At 59.6% G+C, this 20,718-nt stretch carries 18 protein-coding genes and 1 pseudogene; 6 read left to right on the top strand and 13 right to left on the bottom strand.

Annotated elements, in window-relative coordinates:
* Positions 1-108 precede the first annotated feature (108 nt).
* Positions 109-1,095: a class I SAM-dependent methyltransferase gene (locus GIW69_RS20660; protein ID WP_236484637.1), complete on the top strand. Its 987-nt coding sequence runs from the start codon at positions 109-111 to the stop codon at positions 1,093-1,095.
* Positions 1,096-1,157: 62 nt separating this feature from the next.
* On the opposite strand, the gene GIW69_RS20665 is transcribed toward GIW69_RS20660, so the two are convergent.
* From GIW69_RS20665 to GIW69_RS20675, 3 genes are all read right to left on the bottom strand, one after another.
* On the bottom strand, positions 1,158-1,844 hold the full coding sequence (locus tag GIW69_RS20665) for a GNAT family N-acetyltransferase (RefSeq protein WP_236484638.1): 687 nt from the start codon (positions 1,842-1,844) through the stop codon (positions 1,158-1,160).
* 92 nt (positions 1,845-1,936) lie between these two features.
* Complete coding sequence (locus tag GIW69_RS20670; RefSeq protein ID WP_236484639.1) at positions 1,937-2,494, bottom strand: YceI family protein; 558 nt, start codon at positions 2,492-2,494, stop codon at positions 1,937-1,939.
* A 194-nt stretch (positions 2,495-2,688) separates the two neighbouring features.
* Positions 2,689-4,050, bottom strand: a complete 1,362-nt coding sequence (locus GIW69_RS20675) for an MATE family efflux transporter (protein ID WP_236484640.1) — start codon at positions 4,048-4,050, stop codon at positions 2,689-2,691.
* 267 nt (positions 4,051-4,317) lie between these two features.
* Between GIW69_RS20675 and GIW69_RS20680 the strand changes: the two genes are divergently transcribed.
* Positions 4,318-6,651, top strand: coding sequence for an FdhF/YdeP family oxidoreductase (locus GIW69_RS20680; protein WP_236484641.1), 2,334 nt, complete (start codon positions 4,318-4,320; stop codon positions 6,649-6,651).
* Between the two features lie 74 nt (positions 6,652-6,725).
* Positions 6,726-7,118, top strand: a complete 393-nt coding sequence (locus GIW69_RS20685) for a GFA family protein (protein ID WP_236484642.1) — start codon at positions 6,726-6,728, stop codon at positions 7,116-7,118.
* Between the two features lie 171 nt (positions 7,119-7,289).
* Here the strand turns inward: GIW69_RS20685 and GIW69_RS20690 are convergent, their stop codons facing one another.
* From GIW69_RS20690 to galB, 4 genes are read right to left on the bottom strand one after another with little or no spacing between them, the layout of a single operon-like run.
* Positions 7,290-8,576, bottom strand: a complete 1,287-nt coding sequence (locus tag GIW69_RS20690; protein ID WP_236484643.1) for an MFS transporter — start codon at positions 8,574-8,576, stop codon at positions 7,290-7,292.
* 44 nt (positions 8,577-8,620) lie between these two features.
* Complete coding sequence (locus tag GIW69_RS20695) at positions 8,621-9,709, bottom strand: 4-oxalomesaconate tautomerase (RefSeq protein WP_236484644.1); 1,089 nt, start codon at positions 9,707-9,709, stop codon at positions 8,621-8,623.
* Positions 9,710-9,712: 3 nt separating this feature from the next.
* Entirely contained in the window at positions 9,713-10,429 is a 717-nt protein-coding gene (locus GIW69_RS20700; protein ID WP_236484645.1) for a 4-carboxy-4-hydroxy-2-oxoadipate aldolase/oxaloacetate decarboxylase, read from the bottom strand.
* Positions 10,426-11,160, bottom strand: coding sequence for a 4-oxalmesaconate hydratase (gene galB / locus GIW69_RS20705; protein WP_236484646.1), 735 nt, complete (start codon positions 11,158-11,160; stop codon positions 10,426-10,428). Before galB ends, GIW69_RS20700 begins: the two co-directional genes overlap by 4 nt.
* A gap of 156 nt (positions 11,161-11,316) precedes the next feature.
* Between galB and GIW69_RS20710 the strand changes: the two genes are divergently transcribed.
* A complete protein-coding gene (locus GIW69_RS20710) occupies positions 11,317-12,519 on the top strand; it encodes a LysR family transcriptional regulator (protein ID WP_236484647.1) in 1,203 nt (400 codons plus the stop codon).
* A gap of 68 nt (positions 12,520-12,587) precedes the next feature.
* On the opposite strand, the gene GIW69_RS20715 is transcribed toward GIW69_RS20710, so the two are convergent.
* The 3 genes from GIW69_RS20715 to GIW69_RS20725 form a co-directional block, all read right to left on the bottom strand.
* Positions 12,588-13,835, bottom strand: a complete 1,248-nt coding sequence (locus GIW69_RS20715) for an OprD family porin (RefSeq protein ID WP_236484648.1) — start codon at positions 13,833-13,835, stop codon at positions 12,588-12,590.
* Positions 13,836-13,965: 130 nt separating this feature from the next.
* On the bottom strand, positions 13,966-15,228 hold the full coding sequence (locus GIW69_RS20720; protein ID WP_236484649.1) for a gallate dioxygenase: 1,263 nt from the start codon (positions 15,226-15,228) through the stop codon (positions 13,966-13,968).
* Between the two features lie 39 nt (positions 15,229-15,267).
* Positions 15,268-16,605: an MFS transporter gene (locus GIW69_RS20725; protein ID WP_236484650.1), complete on the bottom strand. Its 1,338-nt coding sequence runs from the start codon at positions 16,603-16,605 to the stop codon at positions 15,268-15,270.
* Between the two features lie 279 nt (positions 16,606-16,884).
* On the opposite strand from GIW69_RS20725, the gene GIW69_RS20730 reads away from it, so the two are divergent.
* Both GIW69_RS20730 and GIW69_RS20735 read left to right on the top strand, forming a co-directional pair.
* Positions 16,885-17,445 carry a chorismate mutase gene (locus GIW69_RS20730; protein WP_236484651.1) on the top strand — a complete coding sequence of 187 codons (561 nt, stop codon included), beginning with the start codon at positions 16,885-16,887 and terminating at the stop codon, positions 17,443-17,445.
* Positions 17,446-17,564: 119 nt separating this feature from the next.
* Positions 17,565-17,840 (top strand): annotated as a pseudogene (locus GIW69_RS20735) (hypothetical protein); the annotation flags it as partial.
* Between the two features lie 90 nt (positions 17,841-17,930).
* On the opposite strand, the gene GIW69_RS20740 reads toward GIW69_RS20735, so the two are convergent.
* The 3 genes from GIW69_RS20740 to GIW69_RS20750 all read right to left on the bottom strand — a co-directional run bounded on the left by GIW69_RS20740 (position 17,931) and on the right by GIW69_RS20750 (position 20,598).
* Positions 17,931-18,266, bottom strand: coding sequence for a hypothetical protein (locus GIW69_RS20740; RefSeq protein WP_236484653.1), 336 nt, complete (start codon positions 18,264-18,266; stop codon positions 17,931-17,933).
* A gap of 140 nt (positions 18,267-18,406) precedes the next feature.
* Positions 18,407-19,057, bottom strand: a complete 651-nt coding sequence (locus GIW69_RS20745) for a DUF2931 family protein (protein ID WP_236484654.1) — start codon at positions 19,055-19,057, stop codon at positions 18,407-18,409.
* Positions 19,057-20,598, bottom strand: a complete 1,542-nt coding sequence (locus tag GIW69_RS20750; protein ID WP_236484655.1) for a phospholipase effector Tle1 domain-containing protein — start codon at positions 20,596-20,598, stop codon at positions 19,057-19,059. The genes GIW69_RS20745 and GIW69_RS20750 overlap by 1 nt, the downstream gene beginning before the upstream one ends.
* Between the last annotated feature and the right edge of the window lie 120 nt (positions 20,599-20,718).

Below are 20,718 nucleotides of genomic sequence, written 5' to 3' on the forward strand. Positions count from 1 at the left end.
AATTCATTTTTGATACTGATCTTTTCCGAAGGCCGACGAATGCGCATAACCTCGCGCCACGGCGTTTGTGGTTAAAATGCCGGCCCTTTTGCTTGCCGACCGTGACCGATGAACCCTCAAGCCTTCGCCACCCTTCACGCCCATTTGCTCACCGCACTCGCCACGGCCCCGAGCGAAACCCGGCGTTTGTTCCATGGGCGCGGACGTTGCTGGCCTGGTCTGGAACAGGTCACCGTGGATTGGTTGCAGGGCGTGGTGCTGGTGTCCTTGTTCAAGGAACCGGAGCCGTCGCAACTTGACGAACTCAAGCGCACGTTGATGGACGTCACCACCAGCGCCGAGTGGCAACAATGCGGCGCGCGCACCCTGCTGTTGCAACACCGCTATCTGCCGCAAAGCACGGCTGAATGGTTGTTGGGGGATGAGATCGACGAAATGACCATCGTCGAGGGCGGTTTGCGGTATCGCGTGGATCTGGGCCGCAAGCAGAACGCCGGCTTGTTCCTCGACATGCGCTACGGTCGCGACTGGGTGCGTGAGCAGGCGGGCGGCAAACGGGTGCTGAACCTGTTTGCCTACACCTGCGGATTTTCCGTGGCGGCCATCGAGGGTGGCGCCGATTCCGTGGTGAATCTGGACATGTCCCGGGCGGCGTTGAGCCGTGGTCGCGATAACCATCGGCTGAATGGCCATGACCTGAGCAAAGTGAGTTTCCTGGGGCACGACCTGTTCAAGTCCTGGGGCAAAGTGATTAACAGCGGCCCATACGACTTAGTCATCATCGACCCGCCGTCCTTTCAAAAAGGCAGTTTCCTGCTGACCAAGGATTATCAGCGCGTGCTGCGGCGCTTGCCGGAATTGCTGACGGCCGAAGGTACGGTGCTGGCGTGCATGAACGACCCGGCGTTCGGTTCGGATTTCCTGATCGACGGCGTCACCCGCGAAGCGCCGGGCCTGCGCTTCGAACAACGCCTGGAAAACCCGCCGGAATTTCCCGACATCGACCCTGAAAGCGGCCTGAAGGCATTGGTGTTCAAACGCACGACCCGCGTCGAACCGAATCCTGTGGAGCTGCCGGAGGCTGCGATCTGTTGATCTTGTTTTTTAAAGATCGCAGCCTCGTTTCACTCGTCAGCTCCTACAGGGGGATTCGGGGTTCAGTGCAGGGTCAGGCGCTGGCGCACAAATTCTTCGGTGTGGCGGGTGGTTTGATCCAGATGACGGTCGCGCTGTTTCTCGGCGTCGACCATGGCGCGCTTACCGTTTTTTTGCAGCAGATAGGTGTGAATCTGCTGCACCTCCAGCGAGCGATAAATCGGTGTGGTGTCGATAAAACCGTGTAGCCCGTTGCTGCGGTAATGGCGCGTACTCATCAAGACCTGAGTCTCACGCTGGCCGATCACCTCGAAACCCAGCGCCTCGAAATACGGGACTTTGCCCACGCTGCAAGCCAGCTCGGCGTGGGGGTAGCGGCCAACCATTTCGGCGATCATTGCCCGCGCCACGCCTTGCCGTCGATGGGTGGAACGAACCGCCATGTAGGCCAGACTGCACGCCTCCCAATCACCCTGCACCGGCAAGTACAGCGCAAAGCCGATGACTTGCTCCGGATCGTCGTCCTCGGTGGCGACCAGCAACTCGACGTCAGTGCCCTTCTCGCCATTCAATGCCTCCAGATACAGATGCATTTCATAGCCCACCGCGTACTGGTAGATGTTGTACAACAAGTTGCTCGGGCCGAGACCGACTGCGCTAATGTCGGTCAGGTAATCGACCACCATTTGCAGAATCTGGCTGTTGATGCCCTCAGGGCATGGGGTTTTGTAGTGGGTGATGCGGGGCATGGCAAGAGAACTCCGGCGGCAAACGTCGCCATCATACCTCTCCACCGCTTCTGTAGGGGCTGCCACAGGCTCGGGCCGCTCCTACAGGGGAGTCATTGCTGTGGGGCGACAACCTTGAATTTGATGTCGATATCTTTTGATACCAACGTGTCCGCCCACTCCCCCGCACCGAGCCCGAAGGCATCGCGCTTGAGCACCAGTTCGCCGTCGAAAATGCCGATCACGTTATCCGCTTTCAGCTCCACCGGCACCTGCACGTCGCGGGTGATGCCCTTGAGGGTGAGTTGGCCGTCGATCACATAGCGGCGGTCGGCGACCTGAGTGAAGCGCGATGACCGGAACACTGCCTCGGGGAAAGCCAGCGTGTCGAACCACGCCGGTTTGACCAGCTCGGTATTGGCGTCTTCGCTGCCGGCGTCGATGCTGGCAAGGTCGATGTGCAGCGACACCTGCGCGTCGGAAATGTCGTCGCTGTCGAAATCCAGAGAGGCATCAAACTTGCCGAACGTGCCGTAAACCCGTGCGCCCATTTGTTCATAGGTGAAACTGATCTGGCTCGCGGTGGTGTTGACCCGTGTGTACTCGACCGCCTGCGCGGCGGGGATGGCGCACAGCAAGGACGCGGCTGTCAGCAGCAATCGCGAGGTCATGGGATTTCACCATTGAAGGGATCCGATTAACTTAAGCAAACATCTGGCCATCGCGCCACGTTCCCTGTGCAGGAGCTGCCGCAGGCTCGGGCCGCGTTCGGACGAGCGTTTGATCGTTCCCACGCTCCGCGCGGGAATGCAGCCCGGGACGCTCCGCGTTCCTTCCGGGATTCACCGGAACCGACAGGTGTCGCTTACACCAACCGCTCGATTTTCTGATGCTGCCAGACCACTTTGTAGTACAGCGTCTGCAACACCAGCATTCCCAGATACGCCACCGGAAACGCCATCCAGACGCCCTGCAATCCGTATTGCCCGTCCAGCCAATAGGCCGCCGGCAATTGCACGCCGACCACACAGATAATCGCGATGGCCACCGGCACCAGCACCGTGCCGCTGGCGCGCATGATGCCGCCGATGATCGCCTGGAAACCGAAAACCAACAGGCTCCACAGCATGATGTGCAGCAAATGCTCAGCCATCGCACGGGTGGAATCCTCGGTGAGGAACAAGCCCAGCAGCCAGTGCGACAGCACGTAACCCAACACAATCAGGCCACCGGTCAGGCACACGTTGATCCACAAACCGGTGCGCAGAATGGGCGCCAACCGCTCCAGCCGCCCGCCGCCAATCGCCTGCGCGCCGAGGATCGACGCGGTGATTGCAATCGACAGCGCCGGAAACTGCACGTAGTTGACGATTTGCGTGACCGCGCCATACGCCGCCGTCGCTTGGGAGCCGTGCTGGTTGACCAGCGCCAGGATCACCAGCTCCGACAACGACAACACGACCATTTGCACGCCCGTTGGCAGCCCGATGCGCAACACTTTGCCGAGAATCGCCCCGTTGAGTCGCAGCGCTGCGAAAAACTCACGATCCGGTGCCAGCGGATGCTTGTTGCGAATCAACCGCCACGCCAGCCACGCCATCGCCGAGAGGTTACCGACGAGGCCTGCGTAGGCGGCGCTTTGAATGCCCATTTGCGGCAAGCCCAGCCATCCGCGAATCAGCGCTGGCGTCAAGATCAGCCCCATGCTCGTCGAGACGATGAGCGCCAGTAATGGCGACAGCGTGTCGCTCACTCCACGCAACAATTGGGTGAACAGCACGAACACCATCATCGACGGCAGAATCCACAGCATCACATGCGCGTACGCTACAGCGTCGTCCAGCACGTCTGCCGGCGTGCCCAACCCTTGCAACGCCGAACGTGCAAACGTTGTTCCGACAACAGCCGCCACCAAACCGATCAACAACCCCATCAACAGCGAAGCGCCCGCAATGGTCTTGACCATGTGGCTCTCCCGCGCGCCCCAGGCCTGCCCGATCAAAACGCCCGCCCCGGAGCCAAGCCCGATGACCAGTGCGATGAAGAAAAAGATGATCGGAAACATCCCCGACACCGCCGCCAATGCCTGGGTGCCGAGCATCTGGCCGACGTAGATGCTGTTGATGGTACCGGACATCGATTGCAGGAAATTCGACAACACCATTGGCGCGAGGAACAACAGATACGTGCGCCAGAGCGGGTGTTTGTCGGGGGATGGGATAGGCATTGAGAATCCGTCTCGGGAAGGTTTGAGGATATTACGCCAGATGCATGCCGCTTCCGCGTCATTCTTTCTCGTACACCCTGTAGGAGCTGCCGCAGGCTGCGATCGTTTGATTTTGATTTTTTAAAAAACCACATCAAAAGATCGCAGCCTGCGGCAGCTCCAGGGATGGGTACATCCGGACGGTCGTCAGGCAGGCTGAAAATGCTTCGAACCTTCACGCGCGCGTCATCGTCGTAACTGGACACGGCGTCCACGGGGTCTGAAATCATGCTCATCCATCCTCACGCTCGGTATCGTCCGTACACCCACGCCTCCGGCGGTTGGGGTTCGGCGCATTCGGTCATGGCTATTCTGTGGCGCGAGCAGGCGCTGGTCAGCGGGCCGCCGGTGTTGTTCAAACAGAACAAGCACGCCGGCGTTGGTTGCGTGAGCTGCGCCTGGGCCAAACCGGGCGACAGCCATGCGCTGGAGTTCTGCGAGAACGGCGCCAAAGCTACAGCCTGGGAAGTGACCACGCGCACCACCGGGCCGGATTTTTTCGCCCGCCACAGCGTCAGCGAACTGTTGACCTGGGCCGATCACGACCTCGAGCACCATGGCCGACTGACGCATCCCCTGCGCTATGACGCAAGCACTGACCATTACGTCGAGGTGTCGTGGATGGACGCTTATCGCCAAATCGGCGCTCAGCTCAAGCAACTGACCCCCGACAGCGTGGTGTTTTATGCCTCGGGTCGCGCATCGCTGGAAGCGTCGTTCATGTACCAATTGCTGGCCCGGGCCTACGGCACGAACAACCTGCCGGACAGCTCCAACATGTGCCACGAAAGCACGTCGGTGGGATTGCAGGAAAGCATCGGCGTGCCCGTCGGCACCGTCACTCTGGAAGATTTTGCGCACACTGATTGCCTGTTCTTTTTCGGTCAGAACGTCGGCAGCAATTCGCCGCGCATGTTGCATCCGCTGCAAGAGGCGCGGCGCCGGCATGTGCCGATCATTTCGTTCAATCCGCTGCGCGAGCGTGGCTTGCAACGCTTCGTCAATCCGCAGTCGCCGACTGAAATGCTGACGCCCGCCAGCACCTTCATCAGCACCCAATATCATCAAGTCGCCATTGGCGGCGACACCGCCGCAATCATGGGCATCGCCAAGGCGCTGCTAGCAATGGACGATGCGACGCCAGGCGTGCTGGACACGGATTTCATCGCGAGCCAGACCGAAGGTTTCGACACATTTATTCAGTCGGTTCGCGGCTACAGTTGGGAACGGCTGGAGCGGCGCGCCGGGATCAGCCGCAACGCCATGGAAGCCGCCGCTCAGGTCTACGCGAACAGCCAGCGCGTCATGATGATTTATGGCATGGGCCTGACCCAGCACCGCCATGGCGTGGAAAACGTGCAGATGCTGGTCAATCTGCTGTTGATGCGCGGCAACATCGGCAAACGCGGCGCCGGCATCTGCCCGGTGCGCGGGCATTCCAACGTGCAAGGCCAGCGCACGGTCGGCATCACCGAAGACCCGGCCAAGGTGCCGGGCGAGCGCATCGAAGCGTTGTTTGGCGTGCCTGTGCCGCCGAAAAAAGGCCTGACCACCGTGGATGCCTGCGAAGGGATCATCGATGGCAGCGTGCAGGCGTTCATTGGTCTGGGCGGTAACTTCCTGCGCGCGGTGCCCGACACCGATCGCATGGAGCCGGCGTGGCGGCATCTGGCGCTGAATGTGCAGGTGGCGACCAAACTCAATCGCACGCATCTGGTGCCAGCGCGAGATACCTGGTTGCTGCCATGTCTGGGGCGCACTGAAATTGATCGGCAAAACGGTCAGCCCCAGGCCCACAGCACTGAAGACAGCACCGCCTGCGTGCACGGCTGGAAAGGCGCCGCTGAGCCGGCGAGCCCGCAGCTGCGTTCGGAAGTGGCAATCATCGCCGGTCTCGCCGAGGCCACGTTGCCGCCCAATCCCAAGATCGACTGGGACGCCTGGCGCAGCGATTACAACCTGATCCGTGACGCCATCGCCGCAACGTGGCCGGAAGCTTTTCACGACATGAACGAACGCATGTGGGAGCGCGGCGGTTTTCATCGGCCGTTGCCCGCCTGCGAACGGCAATGGAAAACCCCGAGCGGCAAAGCGAAATTCATCACGCCACGGAGTCTGGATGAAGATGATGACGTGTCGTTCAGCCCTGACCATCGCGACGTTTTGCAGTTAATGACGATCCGCAGCAACGACCAGTTCAACACGACGATTTACGGTTACGAAGACCGTTTCCGTGGCGTGACCGGTACGCGCAAAGTCATCTTCATGCACCGCAACGACATCGCTCGCCTGGGGTTCGAGGCGGGCCAATGGGTGCAGCTCACCACGGCCATCGAGCCGCAAGTGAAGCGCACGGTCGGCCCGTTACAGATCCTGCCCTACGACATCCCTGAAGGTTGTTGCGCCGCTTACTACCCCGAATGCAATCCGCTGGTGCCGCTGTGGCACCACGCTGAACGCAGTAAAGTGCCGGCGGCCAAATCGGTGCCGATTACCTTGCGCCGGGCCGAGCCGGGATCGGCGGACCAAACCTGCTCTTTGCCGGATCAAGAGCGGGTTTGAACAATCAGGCAAAACGTATCAATCGTCCGCTCGCGGCTCTGTGATCGGGGGCGTTACATCGAGAGGTGAAGGCAATGCTAAAGCACATCGGCAACACGCCCATCCAGATACGGCATAAGGCTCGCTGCCATTGCGGCGCGGTCGTGCTCGATCTGCATTTGCCGGACGGTTTGCCTGAGCCGGGTCGATGCGCCTGCTCCTTTTGCAAACGCAAAGGCTCCATTGCCTCGGCGGTTCCAGAGGCAGATTTGAAGGTGATCCAGGGAGAAACCGAGCTGCGTAAATATCAATTCGGCAAAGGGGTCGCGGAGCATTTCTTCTGCGGAATCTGCGGCATCTACACCCACCACCGCCGCAGCATCAATCCCCATGAGTTCGGGTTCAATGTGGGGTGCCTGGATGGGGTGAACCCTTATGACCTGGGCGACGTCCCCGTGTCAGAGGGTGGGAACTGGGAAACGCCGTGAGCCGTTTTTACGCCTGGGGCTTTCGCACTATGGCTAAAACGTTCATGCACAAATGCGCGTCTTGCGTTTGCGTACTCAACATCACTGTCGCACGAGCTGACGCTTTCGCGAGCAGGCTCACTCCTACAGTGGATCTTCGGTGGACGCAATCCGGGAGCATTCCGGAACCCTTTATGTCCGCTGAACCTGCTCCACCACGCCGTTCTCTTGCAACCCTTCGCGCACCGGCTCTTCACTGTTCATATCAACCCCCGTCGCATTCGGCAGGCACAGCGCCGCAATGAACGCGATCAGGTACGACGTGATGGCAAACACGCCCATGGCGGTGGGCAGTCCCATGCTTGTCGAAGCAAAACCAACGGCAGCCGGCATGATCGAGCCGAAGCCACGGCCGAAACTGGTGCAGAAACCGGCACCGTTGGCGCGGATGCGGGTCGGGTAGAGTTCTGCGAACGCGACCGGCAATCCGGAGGCGAGTCCGCCCTGAAAGGCTCCGAGCAATAACCCCAGCCCCAACGTTACGCCCATGTTGATCGGGGCAAACGTGTAGACCGACACCACACACGCCTGGCAAACGAGAAATAACATAAATGCCTTGCCGCGACTGATGTGGTCGCTGATCCGGCCGTAAATGAACGGGCCCAGCAATGAACCGATGATGTTCACGGCCAGGTAGCCGGACGTCGACGCCACCGGCAGGTTGAGCACCATGCGCATGTAGGTCGGCAGCCAGGTGATCATGATGTAGGCGCCACCGAAAATCCCGCTCGCCAGCACGGTGCTGATCACTGTGACGCGACGGTGTTCGCCGCCGAAAATCTCCTTCAGGTTGATTTTCTTCGTCTGACGGCTGGCGCGGGTGAAGGCCTCTGATTCCGGCACCAGACGACGGATAAACCAGATCAAAAATGCCGGCAGCAAGCCGATGGCGAAGAAGGCGCGCCAGGCGATGTCTTCGGGCAAGAACGCGAAGACCACCGGCATCAGAATCAGTGAAATCGCGTAACCCACGGCGTAGCCGCTTTGCACCGAAGCAGCAACCCGTCCGCGCAGGGCCGGGGCAATGGCTTCACTGATCAGCACCGCGCCGACCACGGCTTCGCCGCCATAGCCGATGCCCTGCAGAAACCGTACCGGCAGGAACTCCCAGAAGCTGCTGCAAAGCCCGGCCAGACAGGTGAACAGCGCCACCCACAACACGGTGCCTTGCATCACCCTGACCCGACCATAGCGGTCGGCCAACAGGCCCGCGCCCCAGCCACCTATCGCGCTGCCAATCAATGACACCGAGCCGAGCATCCCGGCGTCGGACTTGCTCAGCGCGAGCACGGTCATCAGCACCGGCATCATCAAGGCGTAAATCGTCGAATCCATCGAGTCCAGGGTAAAACCGCCGAAGCACGCCCAATAGGTGCGTTTCTCTTTCGGCGTCAGATCCGAATACCAACCCAGTCGCATGGCAAAAAACCTCTTGTTCTTATGATGTGCATGAACGTGAAACGTCATCTTTTCGAGTGACCGCTCCACAAGCTCGACGCAATACAAACCGCGCCGTCGAACAGCAGCCGCGCCGTGCGCATCAGCCCGCAACTGACGATCTGGCCCTCTTGCAGGCGAAGTTCCACGGTGAACTCCCCGGTCGGGTGTTCGACTCGCATCCGCTGCACATCGCCCTCACTGACATCGGCGACAGCCGCCGCCACGCTGCCGTTAATCAGGCACGCAGCCGCTACGCTGACCGCACCGAACACGCCAATGCTGGTGTGGCAGCGATGGGGAATGAACGTCCGGGTGCTGAGCGCCCCGCCCGCCTGGGCCGGTGCGATCAGCGACATTTTCGGCACGTTGCGCTGGCTCACATCGCCAAGATTCATGTGCGGGCCTGCCTGCAAGCGGATCGATTCCAGGCGTGCCTTGAGCGCTGTATCGGCGTCGAGCTGCTCAGGGCTTTCATAACCGCCAAGCCCCAGATCGCCCGCGCGAATCAACACCACCGGCATGCCATTGTCGATGCACGTCACGTCGATGCCGTCGAACACATCCACCGCGTTGCCGGTCGGCAGCAACGCGCCGCAACTGGAGCCGGCAATGTCTTCGAACTCGATGATCAGCGGCGCGGCATGGCCGGGCACGCCGTCGATCCGGGCCTCACCCGCATAGCTGACGGCACCGTCGGGCGTCGGAACCCGGGCAATTGCGATTTGCCCGGTGTTTTCCATGAAAATGCGTACCGGCGTCACGTCGCCTTTCACCGTCACCAGTCCGCGCTCAATCGCGAACGGCCCGACCCCGGCAAGGATGTTGCCGCAGTTCTGGCCGTAATCGACACGCGGCTCGTTGACTACCACTTGAGCGAACAAATAGTCGACATCGGCGTCACTGCGCGTGGACGGCCGGATGATCGCGACCTTGCTGGTCAGCGAATCGCCGCCGCCAATGCCATCGATCTGCCGCTCATCCGGCGAACCCATGACCGCGAGCAAAACGCTGTCGCGAACCGACGGCTCTTCAGGCAAGTCACCGGCCAGAAAATACGCGCCTTTGGACGTGCCGCCGCGCATCAGCAGGCAAGGAATGCGTGTCTGGCTCATGGCTCAATCACCCAGTTCGTCAAGACTGTCGACGTAACGCAGACCTTTTTCGGCGAGGCGCGGACGCATGTTGTAAATGTCCAGACCCAACTCGCCTTTGGCCAGTCGCAGCGCTTTCTGCTCTTCGAGATCAGCGCGGGCGCGGCTCGCTTCGACGACCTGCGCCACCTCGGCGCGACGCACGATGACCACGCCGTCGTCATCCGCCACCACCACGTCGCCGGCGTTGACCAATTGCCCGCCGCACACCAGCGGCAGATTGACCGAGCCGAGGGTTTCCTTGATCGTGCCTTGGGCGCTGATGGCCCGAGACCAGACCGGGAAGCCCATCTCCCGCAGGGTGTGGGTGTCACGCACGCCCGCATCGATCACCAGCGCCCGCACGCCATGGGCCTTGAGCGAGGTGGCCAGCAAGTCGCCGAAGTAACCGTCGGTGCAAGGAGAACTGGGCGCGACCACCAAAATATCGCCCGGAAGGCATTGCTCGACCGCCACATGGAACATCCAGTTATCGCCCGGCGCGACCAGCACCGTGACCACTGAACCGCTGATCATCGTGCCGCGTTGAATCGGCGTGATCGAAGGCGCCAGCAAGCCTTTGCGGCCCTGCGCTTCATGGATCGTGGCGACACCATAACGCTGCAACTCATCGACCAATGCCTGCTCCGCCCGGTCGATATGGCGCACGACGACGCCGGTCTTTCCGATCAAATGGCTCATCCCAGATTCTCCGTCACACGCGGGAAGATGCTCTGGTAACCCTCGCCGTAAACGATGTCGCGTTTCGAGGTGATGCCAACATTGCGTTTGGCTTGCACGCCGCGTTGCTGGGCGACGCGGGTGTAATACTCCCAGAGATGTTCCTGACCGGCCATGCACTGGATGGCGGCGTATTTCTTGTCCCAGACCGAGGTGATGTCGAGCAACACGTCGGGACGCCATTCGCACTGTTCAGGCTGATGCGGTTCGAAGCTGTACACCGGCGGTGCACCGACGATTTTTTCGCCCGGCTTGTAGCCTTCAGCCTGAGCGATGATGCGCGCCTCTTGGGTCAGGTTCATGGCCAGCGGGTGGTCGTAGTTGTACGGGTCTTTCAGCGAGTGGCTGAGGACGAATTCGGGTTGCACCCGACGAAACACATCGGCGAGACGGAACAAGGTCTCTTTGTCTGCGCGCATCGGGTAATCGCCGATGTCGAAGAATTCGACGCTGGCCCCCAGAATGTCGGCGGCAGCCTGGGCTTCTTCGCGGCGTGCGGTTTTGACCTTGTCCTCGCTCATTTCGCCCTTGCGCCATAGCTTGGCGGACTCGCCACGCTCGCCGAAGGACAGGCAGACGATGTGCACGTTGTAGCCTTGCTGCGCATGCAGGGCGATCGCGCCGCCGGCACGCCAGACGAAATCGGCGGAATGTGCGCTGACCACCAGCGCGGTTTTCGGTGACTCGATCATTTGCGGATACTCCTCCTGCGTTTCGAACGAGCATCGCACCGGCGCAACTCACGGAGTAATGCGTTGATGTGTATGAGGTATGCATTTTTTTTATTGCCACTGTCTTCGGGCAAAGGGATATCCTGCCGCGAAGCCCATCGTTGAGCCTGCCCCCCCATGGAACCGAGCGAACTTCCCAACCTGATGCACATACGCGCCTTCGTGCGTGTGGCGGATTACGGCAGCGTGTCCAAGGCGTCCGAGGCGTTGTTTCGGGCTCAGTCCGTGGTCACCCGCTCGATATCGGAGCTGGAGGCGCGACTCGACGTGGCATTGTTCGAGCGCCACGCTAACGGCATGCGATTGACCGATGTCGGCCAGCGCCTGTTGCCCCGGGCACGGCGCGTCTTGGCAGAGCTGGACAGCGTGCCGGGCTTGTTGGGTGGTGGCGACAAGCAAGCTGTCGAGCCGCTTTATCTGTTCCAGGTCAGGCGTCTGCAGGTCTTCGTCAAACTCTGCGAAACGCATCACATGCAGACAGTCGCCAGCCTTCTGGGCCTCAGCCAACCCGCTGTCAGCTCGACCTTGAAAGTGATGGAGGGCGGCTGCGGCAAACCGCTATTTGAACGCACACCGCGCGGGTTGCAACCGACCCGGGCCAGCCATGAAATCCTTTTTCCGATCCGCCGGGCGCTCAACGAGTTGCGCCATATCGAGACGGATCTCACCGCCCTGCGCGGCGCATTGCAAGGCGTCGTGCATGTCGGCGCCCTGCCACTGGGGCGCACGCGAATATTGCCCGAAGCCATCGTGCGACTGATGGCCGAGCACCCGAAGATCCAGGTCATCACCAACGAAAGTCCGTTTGATTTGCTCGCGACGGAACTGCGTGCCGGCGACGTGGACTTCATTTTCGGCGCATTGCGTTCGCCGTCTTACGCCAGCGATCTGACTGGCGTTTCGTTACTCACCGAAGACATGGTAATGCTGGCGCGTTGCGACCATCCGCTCTATTCGAAAACCGTCCTGCGTGAGGATCTCAGCGCCGCCCAATGGGTGTTACCGCGTGCAGGTTCCCCGGCCCGGAAGATGCTCGACGAGTGTTTCCGCCGGTTCGGCATCGCCCCGCCCCGGCCGGTGGTGGAAACCGGCGACATGGCGATCATTCGCGGGCTGCTGTTGCGCTCGGACATGCTCGCCGCGGTGTCGGCACATCAACTGGAACAGGAAATTGCATCAGGTGAACTGTGCATTTTGCCGCTGGAGTTGCAGCAGACCACCCGCGCGATCGGGCTGACGTACCGCAATGGATGTCTGCATTCGCCGGTGGCCATGGCGTTGATGGACATGATCCGACAGGTGATTGCCCAAGCCAAATAAAGATCGACAGATCGCAGCCCGCCGCCCCTGTAGGAGCTGCGGCACGCTGCGATCTTTTGACGTTTGCTTTACAGCAGACTGAACGGATAGCTGACGATCAGCCGATTTTCATCAAATTCATTGCTGCTGTAATCGCGACGAATGCTGGAATTGCGCCAGCGCACATTGAGGTTCTTGAACGTGCCGCTTTGCAGCGTGTACGCCAGCTCGGACTCGCGGCCCCACTCTTTGCCATCCGTCACACTGCCGGTGTGTACGTTGTCCCCGCTGATGTAGCGGTTCATCAGGGTCAGGCCGGGAACGCCGAGAGCCACGAAGTTGTAGTCGTGACGCAGTTGCCAGGATTTTTCCCGGGCATTGTCATAGCTGTTGTTGTAACTGTCGTTGGCCAGCGTCCCGCCGCTGGTGCCATTGACCCGCATCCATGCATCGTCGCCAGTGAGCTTTTGCAGGCCGACATAGAAGGTGCTGCCGCCATAGCGGGCCGAAAGCATGGCCGAGACGGTACGGTTATCCAGGTCGCCGGCACGCGCGCTGCCGTCCTCGCGGCCCCAGAAATAACCGAGGTTGGCGCCCAGCGTCCAGTCACCGAGCGGCTGGCTGTGGAGCAATTGCACGTATTGCTGCTGATAGATGTCTTTGAGCTCTGCATTCCACACGCCGATCGTCGTGCGCTTGTCATTGAAGCTGTATTCGCCGCCGACGAAATTGAAACGGTCGGAGGTAAACGCGGTTTTGCCCTGCATGAACATGTCTTCCATGCTCGAGTCGTTACGCGGACTGTTCTGCCGGAACTGCCCGCCATATAAGGTCAGGCCGGCGATGTCCTGCGAGGTGATCTGGCCGCCGCGAAAGGTTTGCGGCAATGAGCGGCCATCGTCGGAACGCAGGATCGGCAACACTGGCATCCACTCCCCCACCTTCACTTCGGTCTTGCCGATTTTCATTTTCCCGGCGACCGCCAACCGACCGAAATCATCGGCCGGACGCCCGTCGCCATCGACCGGTAACAACTGCGTGCCACCCGTACCTTTACCGCCATCGAGCTTCAGCGAATACAACCCCAACACATCCACACCAAATCCGACGGTGCCCTGGGTGAAGCCGGATCTGGCGTCGAGAATAAAACTCTGTGTCCATTCTTCGGCCTTGCCTTGCGCGTTCGCCGGGTTGGTGAAATTGCGATTAATGTAGAAATTGCGCAGGTTCAGGTTGGCGCTGGCATCGTCGAGAAAACCGGCGGCCCAGCCTTCCATGGGGAGAACGCAGGCAACCGCCAGCGTGCAGACACTGCGATGTTTTACGGTGATTTTCATTGTTATTGTTTTCCGATTTTGGGTATGGAAATGCGCCGCGCCCGTCTTTACAGGCGCAGTTGAATCAAGTGGCTAAGATTTTCAGAAAACGGCCCGGTGAAGGGCCGTCATTCAAAGCGATATCAAGCGATCAGCGCGGCGCCCTTCCCGCCACCGAATACAGCACCTGCTGGTTCCGGGTTTTCATGAAATCCTCCAGACTCTGCCCGCGCATCGCGGCATAAATCTGCAGATTGGGCACACCGAGTACCGCTGCAAGTTTCTCCAGCACGAAGAAAATTGCCCCGTATTGAATCAATCCACGCCAGTCACGACGGCGCAGCAGATCGCGTTCCTCTTCGCTCAACCCGCTCTCCTCGAAGAGCACGTCCGGCGTTTCAAGAAAACGCTCGCGCCATTGCGGCTCGACCATCCGGTGCAGGAACTTGTTCAGGCGATAACCCTTGGCACTGCGTTCCAGGGTGAACGGGTAAGTGCCTTCGAGTTTCTCGATGCCGGCCAATTGGTGTTGCATGTGCTGCAAATGCCGCGCGTTGGCGTCGACCGGCACCGGACGATCCTGATTTTCCAGCAACAGCGTGGCGATCCCGGTCATGGATGGCAGGTAGTAATCCTGATGCAGGTTTTTCACCGTGGCAGACATCGCGCCGCGCATGATCAGCCAAGTGATCACTTCCGAGCCTTCCATGCCGCCGAGGGTGGCGTATTCGGCATGGGTCATTTCGGTGAGGCGTTGCGGGTCGTTGACTAGCAGATCAATGAACTGCGCATCCCACTCAGGGTTATTGAATCCACAGCGCTCGCCATGCACCTGATGGGAAACGCCACCGGTGGCGACGATGGCCACTTTCAAGTCCTCCGGATAGCTTTCGATGGCCCGACGCAGCGCTTGACCGAGCTTGTAGCAACGCAGCGCGCTGGGAATCGGGAACTGCAACACGCCCACCTGCAATGGCACGATTTCCACCGGCCACTCCGGCTCGCACGGCAACAGCGCCGACATCGGCGAGAAGAAGCCGTGATCGAGCGGTTTATCGCGGAAGAAACTCATGTCGAACTCATCGGCCATCAGGCTTTGGCCGATGTGCCGCGACAGCGCCGCATGGCCGCCCACTGCCGGCAGCGAGCGCGGATTGCCACCTTCGTCGGCGACTTCGTAACGCTCATCCACGCCCAGCGAGAACGCGCCATAGTGGTCGAAGAAGAACGACGTCACATGGTCGTTGAAGATGTAGAACAGCACGTCCGGCTTCTGCTCTTTCAACCAGACCTTGATCGGCTCGAAACCTTCAAAGATCGGCGCCCAGGCCGCCTCGTTCTGCTTGTCGTGGTCGACGGCAAAGCCGATGGTGGGTGTATGAGAAACAGCGAGGCCACCGATGATGCGTGCCATAAAAAATTCCCGTATTTGCTTAAGGTGGGCTGAAGAAAGTTATTGCGCCAGCACGGTTCGGGCAACCCGGCGCCGTGCATGACCGTTGGCCAGAATCGCCAGTGCAGCGATGAAGGCCGGCACACTCAACAGCGCGAACAGCAACGGCAAGCCCAAGCCTAGGCTGAGCACCGCGCCACCGATGAGTGAACCAAAGATAGCCCCGAAACGACCGATACCCAGCATCCAGCTGACGCCCGTGGCGCGGAAGTCCGTCGGGTAATAGCCCGGCGCGAAGGCGTTAAGGCCGGTCTGCGCGCCGCTCATGCAGAAACCCGCCGCGACCACGCCAAACGCTAACAGGCTCGATTCCAGGCTGAACGCGCCGAGCAACAGAATGAACGCGCCGCCCAAGGCATACGAGGTGGCGATCACACTGTTCGGGTTGCGTCGATCCATCGCCCAACCCACGACAATCGCACCGACCGTGCCGCCGATCTGGAACAGCCCGGTGATGGTCGCCGCGCGTTCGATGGACAAACCACCTTCACGCAATAGCGTCGGCATCCAGCCCATGGTCAGGTAAATCACCAGCAGGCCCATGAAGTAGGTCATCCACAGCGCCACGGTGCCGAAGCGATAGGCCTCGGAGAACAACATGCGCACTGGCGCCTTGCTTTGCGCCTGCGGTTCGCTGACAACGAATTTTGTCGCGGCAGTGAACGTGCCGCCGAGTTTGTTCAGCACCTTGGCAATCTGACTGGCCGAGGCATTTCGCGCCGCCAGGAAACGTGCGGACTCAGGCAATAGCAGCCACAGGAACGGCAGCAGCACCAGCGGCAAAATCCCCCCGGCCAGCAACACGGCCTGCCAGCCATGGCTAGGGATCAACCAGGCCGCCAGAAAGCCGCCCATCCCCGAACCCATATTGAAACCAGTAAACATGATGGTGATAAAGAGCGAACGATTACGCTCGGGCAGGTATTCGGACAGCAGCGTCGTGGTGTTCGGCAACGCCGCGCCCAAGGCCACCCCGGTCAACAGCCGCAGCGCCGCCAACTCATAAGGATTGCGCGCGAAGGCGCAGGCCAGGCTCAACACACTGAAACCGGTCACCGCGAACAGCAGCACCTTCTTGCGACCCAACCGGTCGGCGTAAGGGCCGGCCGTCAAAGCGCCAATGGCCAGGCCGACCATGCCGGCACTCATCACCGGGCCGAACGCCGCTTTCGAAAGCCCCCATTCCTGAATCAGCGAAGGCGCGATAAACCCCATCACCGCCACATCAAAACCATCGAACAACACAATGAAAAAACACAGGCTCATGATGAGCCACTGGTAGCCGGCAACCGGTCGGTTGTCGATCCACGCCTTGATATCGACCGTCTCGTGACTCATGTCTTTCACCTATTTGTTTTTGTTTTTATCAATCGTTGAAGGTTCGGCCATGGCTGCACGCCGACAGCACGAACACTGGACGAGACTCTAAAGCCGCCCGTGCATTGCACGCCTCTGGGAAATCCTTAAGGGGGTATCGGTTTTTCTTATCGGGTGGATTCGGATGGCTTACCCCCCTTGTAGGAGCTGCCGCAGGCGGCATGGCTTTATAGCGTTGTTTTCAGGGCAGGATTTTGCTTAATCTGGATCCCTCATTTCATGCCCGTCGAGAGTCTGCCAATGCCCCGCTCCCCTCGCTTATTGCCCTGCGCCCTTCTCGCTCTGTTAGCCGGCACCGCTCAAGCGGCCACGGCACCCGACACATTGCAACCGCTGCTGGTGACGCTGAACGAGCGGTTGAACATCGGTGACTTGGTGGCGTTGACAAAGTGGGACAGCGGTAAGCCGATTCAGGACAGCGCCCGCGAGGCGCAGGTGATCGCCAATGCCAGGACACTGGCAACCGAGCGCAAACTGGATCCCGAAGACGTCGCGCAATTGATCGCCGCACAAATGGAGGCCAACAAACTGGTGCAATACGGTCTGTTGGCTAAATGGCAGGCTGCCGGGGCGGCACCGGACACGCCGCGTCCGGATCTGGGCAAACAGATTCGACCGCGTCTGGATGAACTGCAAACCCGTTTGCTGCAGCAATACGCTGCGTTCACGCCCTATCGTCGCGACCCGAACTGCTCGGCATGGCTCGCCACCGCACGCGCGAATCTGACCGTAGACGCCCTGCACAACCTCGCCCTGACCCGCGCCACTGGCGAACTCTGCATACGCGCGACGGGCGCCTGACAGGCGATTGAGCAGCCATCGCTGACATCGATAGTCACCATCAGCACTATGAAGTTCTCATAAAAAATTCGCGGCGTAAGATCAGCTCCATACCCAACAACACCTCGGAGCACACGATCATGAAACGCCAAATCCTTCTCAGCATTGCTTTCTCGGTTTTCGCAGTAAACGCCTTTGCCGCGCAACCACCACGCACCATGATCGCCGAAGGCGGTTCGGATCGTCTGATCGAAAACCGTGTCGCTGAAGGTGGCGCTGATCGTTTGATCGAACGTCGTGTGGCTGAGGGCGGGTCTGATCGCCTGATCGAAAACCGTGTCGCTGAAGGTGGCGCTGATCGTCTGATCGAACGTCGTGTGGCTGAAGGCGGGTCGGATCGTCTGATTGAAAGCCGCGCTGTATAAGCGAGCGCAACGTTCCAAACGCAGCACCCAATAAAAAGCCCGGCCTGATCAGCCGGGCTTTTTTGCGTCAAGCCGTTGCGTTTATTGCACGGTTTTCAGCTTCACTACGTCACCGGAAATCGTGGTGGTGTAGCCGGTCAGCACCCAAGCCCAGAACCAATTCTCCTGCACCTGCGTGTTGATCATGGCGTCACCGCCCTTGGCTTTGATCGCGGCATTCTGCGCGCGGACAAAGCGGCTGTTCTGCTGAATCGGGATGACGCCGAACAGCAACAGGCCGGTAGCGGTGGCTTCGCTATGACCAATGACGGTGTATTGGCTGCTGTCGTAATGCTGGGTGTTCATCGGGGCGCCGGTGCAACCCGCGAGAACTACGCCGAACACAGCGGCGGCGACGATTTTGCTCAGATATTTCACTGCAAGACTCCATGGGTAAACGCCCGGGATCCATCTCGCGGGCGGCGCACACTTTACCGGAAGTGATGGCAGCATGATATCAATTTGGGTGCGTTCGGGTTTTACCCGTGAAGCTTTGCCTGGGTGGATGTGAAAGTGGATCACCAACTGCCGTAGGGAATGCCGAATTGCTGGATATAGCGTTTGGATGGTTCAGGCAGCGGATAGTAATTGCCGCCAGACTTCCCTAGATGCGGCCCCAGGGGTTCCACTTTTGCCTGGGCTCGGGCGACTTTGACTGGTTTTAGACAATTATCGGAAACCCAAACCTGCACGACGCCACCAGGTGCAAGACCCACTCGGACGAACGCAATCGTACCAGCGGGTCTCTCCGGTGAAGCCGGACAGGGCTTGGTAATCGAGGCACGCATTATTTCCCTGGCCTCTTCAGGAATATCGACCCAGGCACGATAAGTTTGTGGCTCAACGATCGATTGCCACCGAACGTAAATACGTTTGGGTAAATCCGCCCCGACCACCTCCCGAATGCTGCCGGTGATGTTGTTTTTCCATCCCCTCGCAGAATCGGTTCCATCTTCAGGCTCACCACCCGCTGCAACACCGCCACCGGTGCGTCGAAACAACTTACCGTTGATGTCTTCAACCGCGCTGTCTTCTACCCAGACTTTCATATAGAACGGCTCGTTGAAGCTGAGGCTCCACCATTTTCTCGTGAGTTCGCTTTCCGCAAAACTGTTTGCGTGACAGCCGGAAATGACCAGCAATCCAGCGATGAAAAAAAACAGACGCATCAGAACACTCTCCATAGTGAGTCAGACACATGAGGATGCCTTACCCTTATTCCGTTTTCGGTTGGCGCATTGGTGTATCGGATACTCATCCCACGCTCACGACTTCCACCCAAGGGATTACTCCAGTTCGCGGACATATGAATGTATTTCAACTTAAGCAATTTTTCGTCTTGAGGATTTGGCTCATAGTTACCCGCAAGAACACTTTCGCAAAAAGGCTGTAGGTCCGATGGAACACGGTAAGCAGGATCGTTATCGTCGATCACATCAAACTGCACACCCTTCTCCTTAGCCAATTTATGCATCAACCGCAGATACACCACCGACAGTTTGCCACTGACCGGTCGCCTGAGCTGCAAACCGGCGTATGCGCGCATTTGCTCCGGCTCAAACGTTGGTTTTGAATGGGGTAGCGGACTCGGTGCAGGCGTCACGATTTCCAGCATTTCTTCCGGCCATCCGCTTGCAACCATTGCGGCTTTATCGGCTAAAGCGTCTTGATAGATTGAGGTCGCGCGAATATCCGTTCCTTGCCGAACCGTCAGTGCCTGCATGGGACCGACGAGAACGCACTCTTCTACTTCCTCTCGGTAGCCACCGCCAATGTCCGAATGCGCACCTGGCACGGTAATCTCGGGATGCGCGGGCGAAACGCGGCTCAGCGCGAAGTTCGCTCGGTGTTCATCGCGAGCGACTAATTGCACTACGTCAGTGAAATATTGGCGGTCAAGATACAACTTGATCCCCGGCGCCACCGGACTTTCGAGATTTCCAAGGTTTGTTAAACCGGCAATCGACGGAACAGTGTCGAACAGCCCAATAAACCCCATGATGATTTCGCTGTTGAAACGTCCATCGAACATTGGACTGAAACCATTCGAATTGCTCCGCAGGATTTCACCCAGCGGCCCCTGTTTGCAGCGCACGATTTCATTAGCGAAATGACGCGCGGCTGCGGCTCCTCGACTGAACCCAAAAGTATCGAATGTCAGCGAAGCTATTTCGCCATCGGGATAATCGTTCGTCGCTTGCTGGATCAACTTGCTCATCGCAACGAATGCCTTTTGCACTTTCCCGGCCACCCCCGTACCACCACGCCCCGTCGCCGCACCGCCCATGCTGTCTTCTTCCCCCGACGTCGTGCCGATGCCGTCAATGTAAAGACTGCGCATGACCCGTTTCGACTCCGCGTCACCCACCTCCTTCGCCGGGTACAACTCAAAAAGCTTCGCAATATTGCTCGTGTCGTTCCCGTAGCTGCCTTCCGGATCGGCCATGTACGGCTTGCAACTTGCGTCGACGTCTTCGGGTTTGATGGGGTGGTGTGCGCCGCACAGCATGCCGGAAGCGGCGTTGCTGGCGTTGTTCAGGGTGCCGTCGAAGAACACGCCGATGCGCAGCGCGAGGCTGGTTTTCTGTTTGGCGGGCGCGGGCTGTTTGCCGTGCTTTTCGTATTCAGCCCAATGTCCGGCATGGATATCAACGGGTGTGGCTTCAGCGTAGCGACGGTTTTTGGGGGGGTTGGGAACGTATCCGCTCATCCTTGATCACCTGGCTCCTTGGTGCGATGGGCGCCGAGACTGACAGGCTGAAAACGGTTCCGCAATGCCTAGCCGAGTGCCACTATCGAGCCCATTTTGGTCAGCTGAATACGTCTGTCA

The organism is Pseudomonas syringae, assembly GCF_021605415.1.
Taxonomy (GTDB): domain Bacteria; phylum Pseudomonadota; class Gammaproteobacteria; order Pseudomonadales; family Pseudomonadaceae; genus Aquipseudomonas; species Aquipseudomonas syringae_S.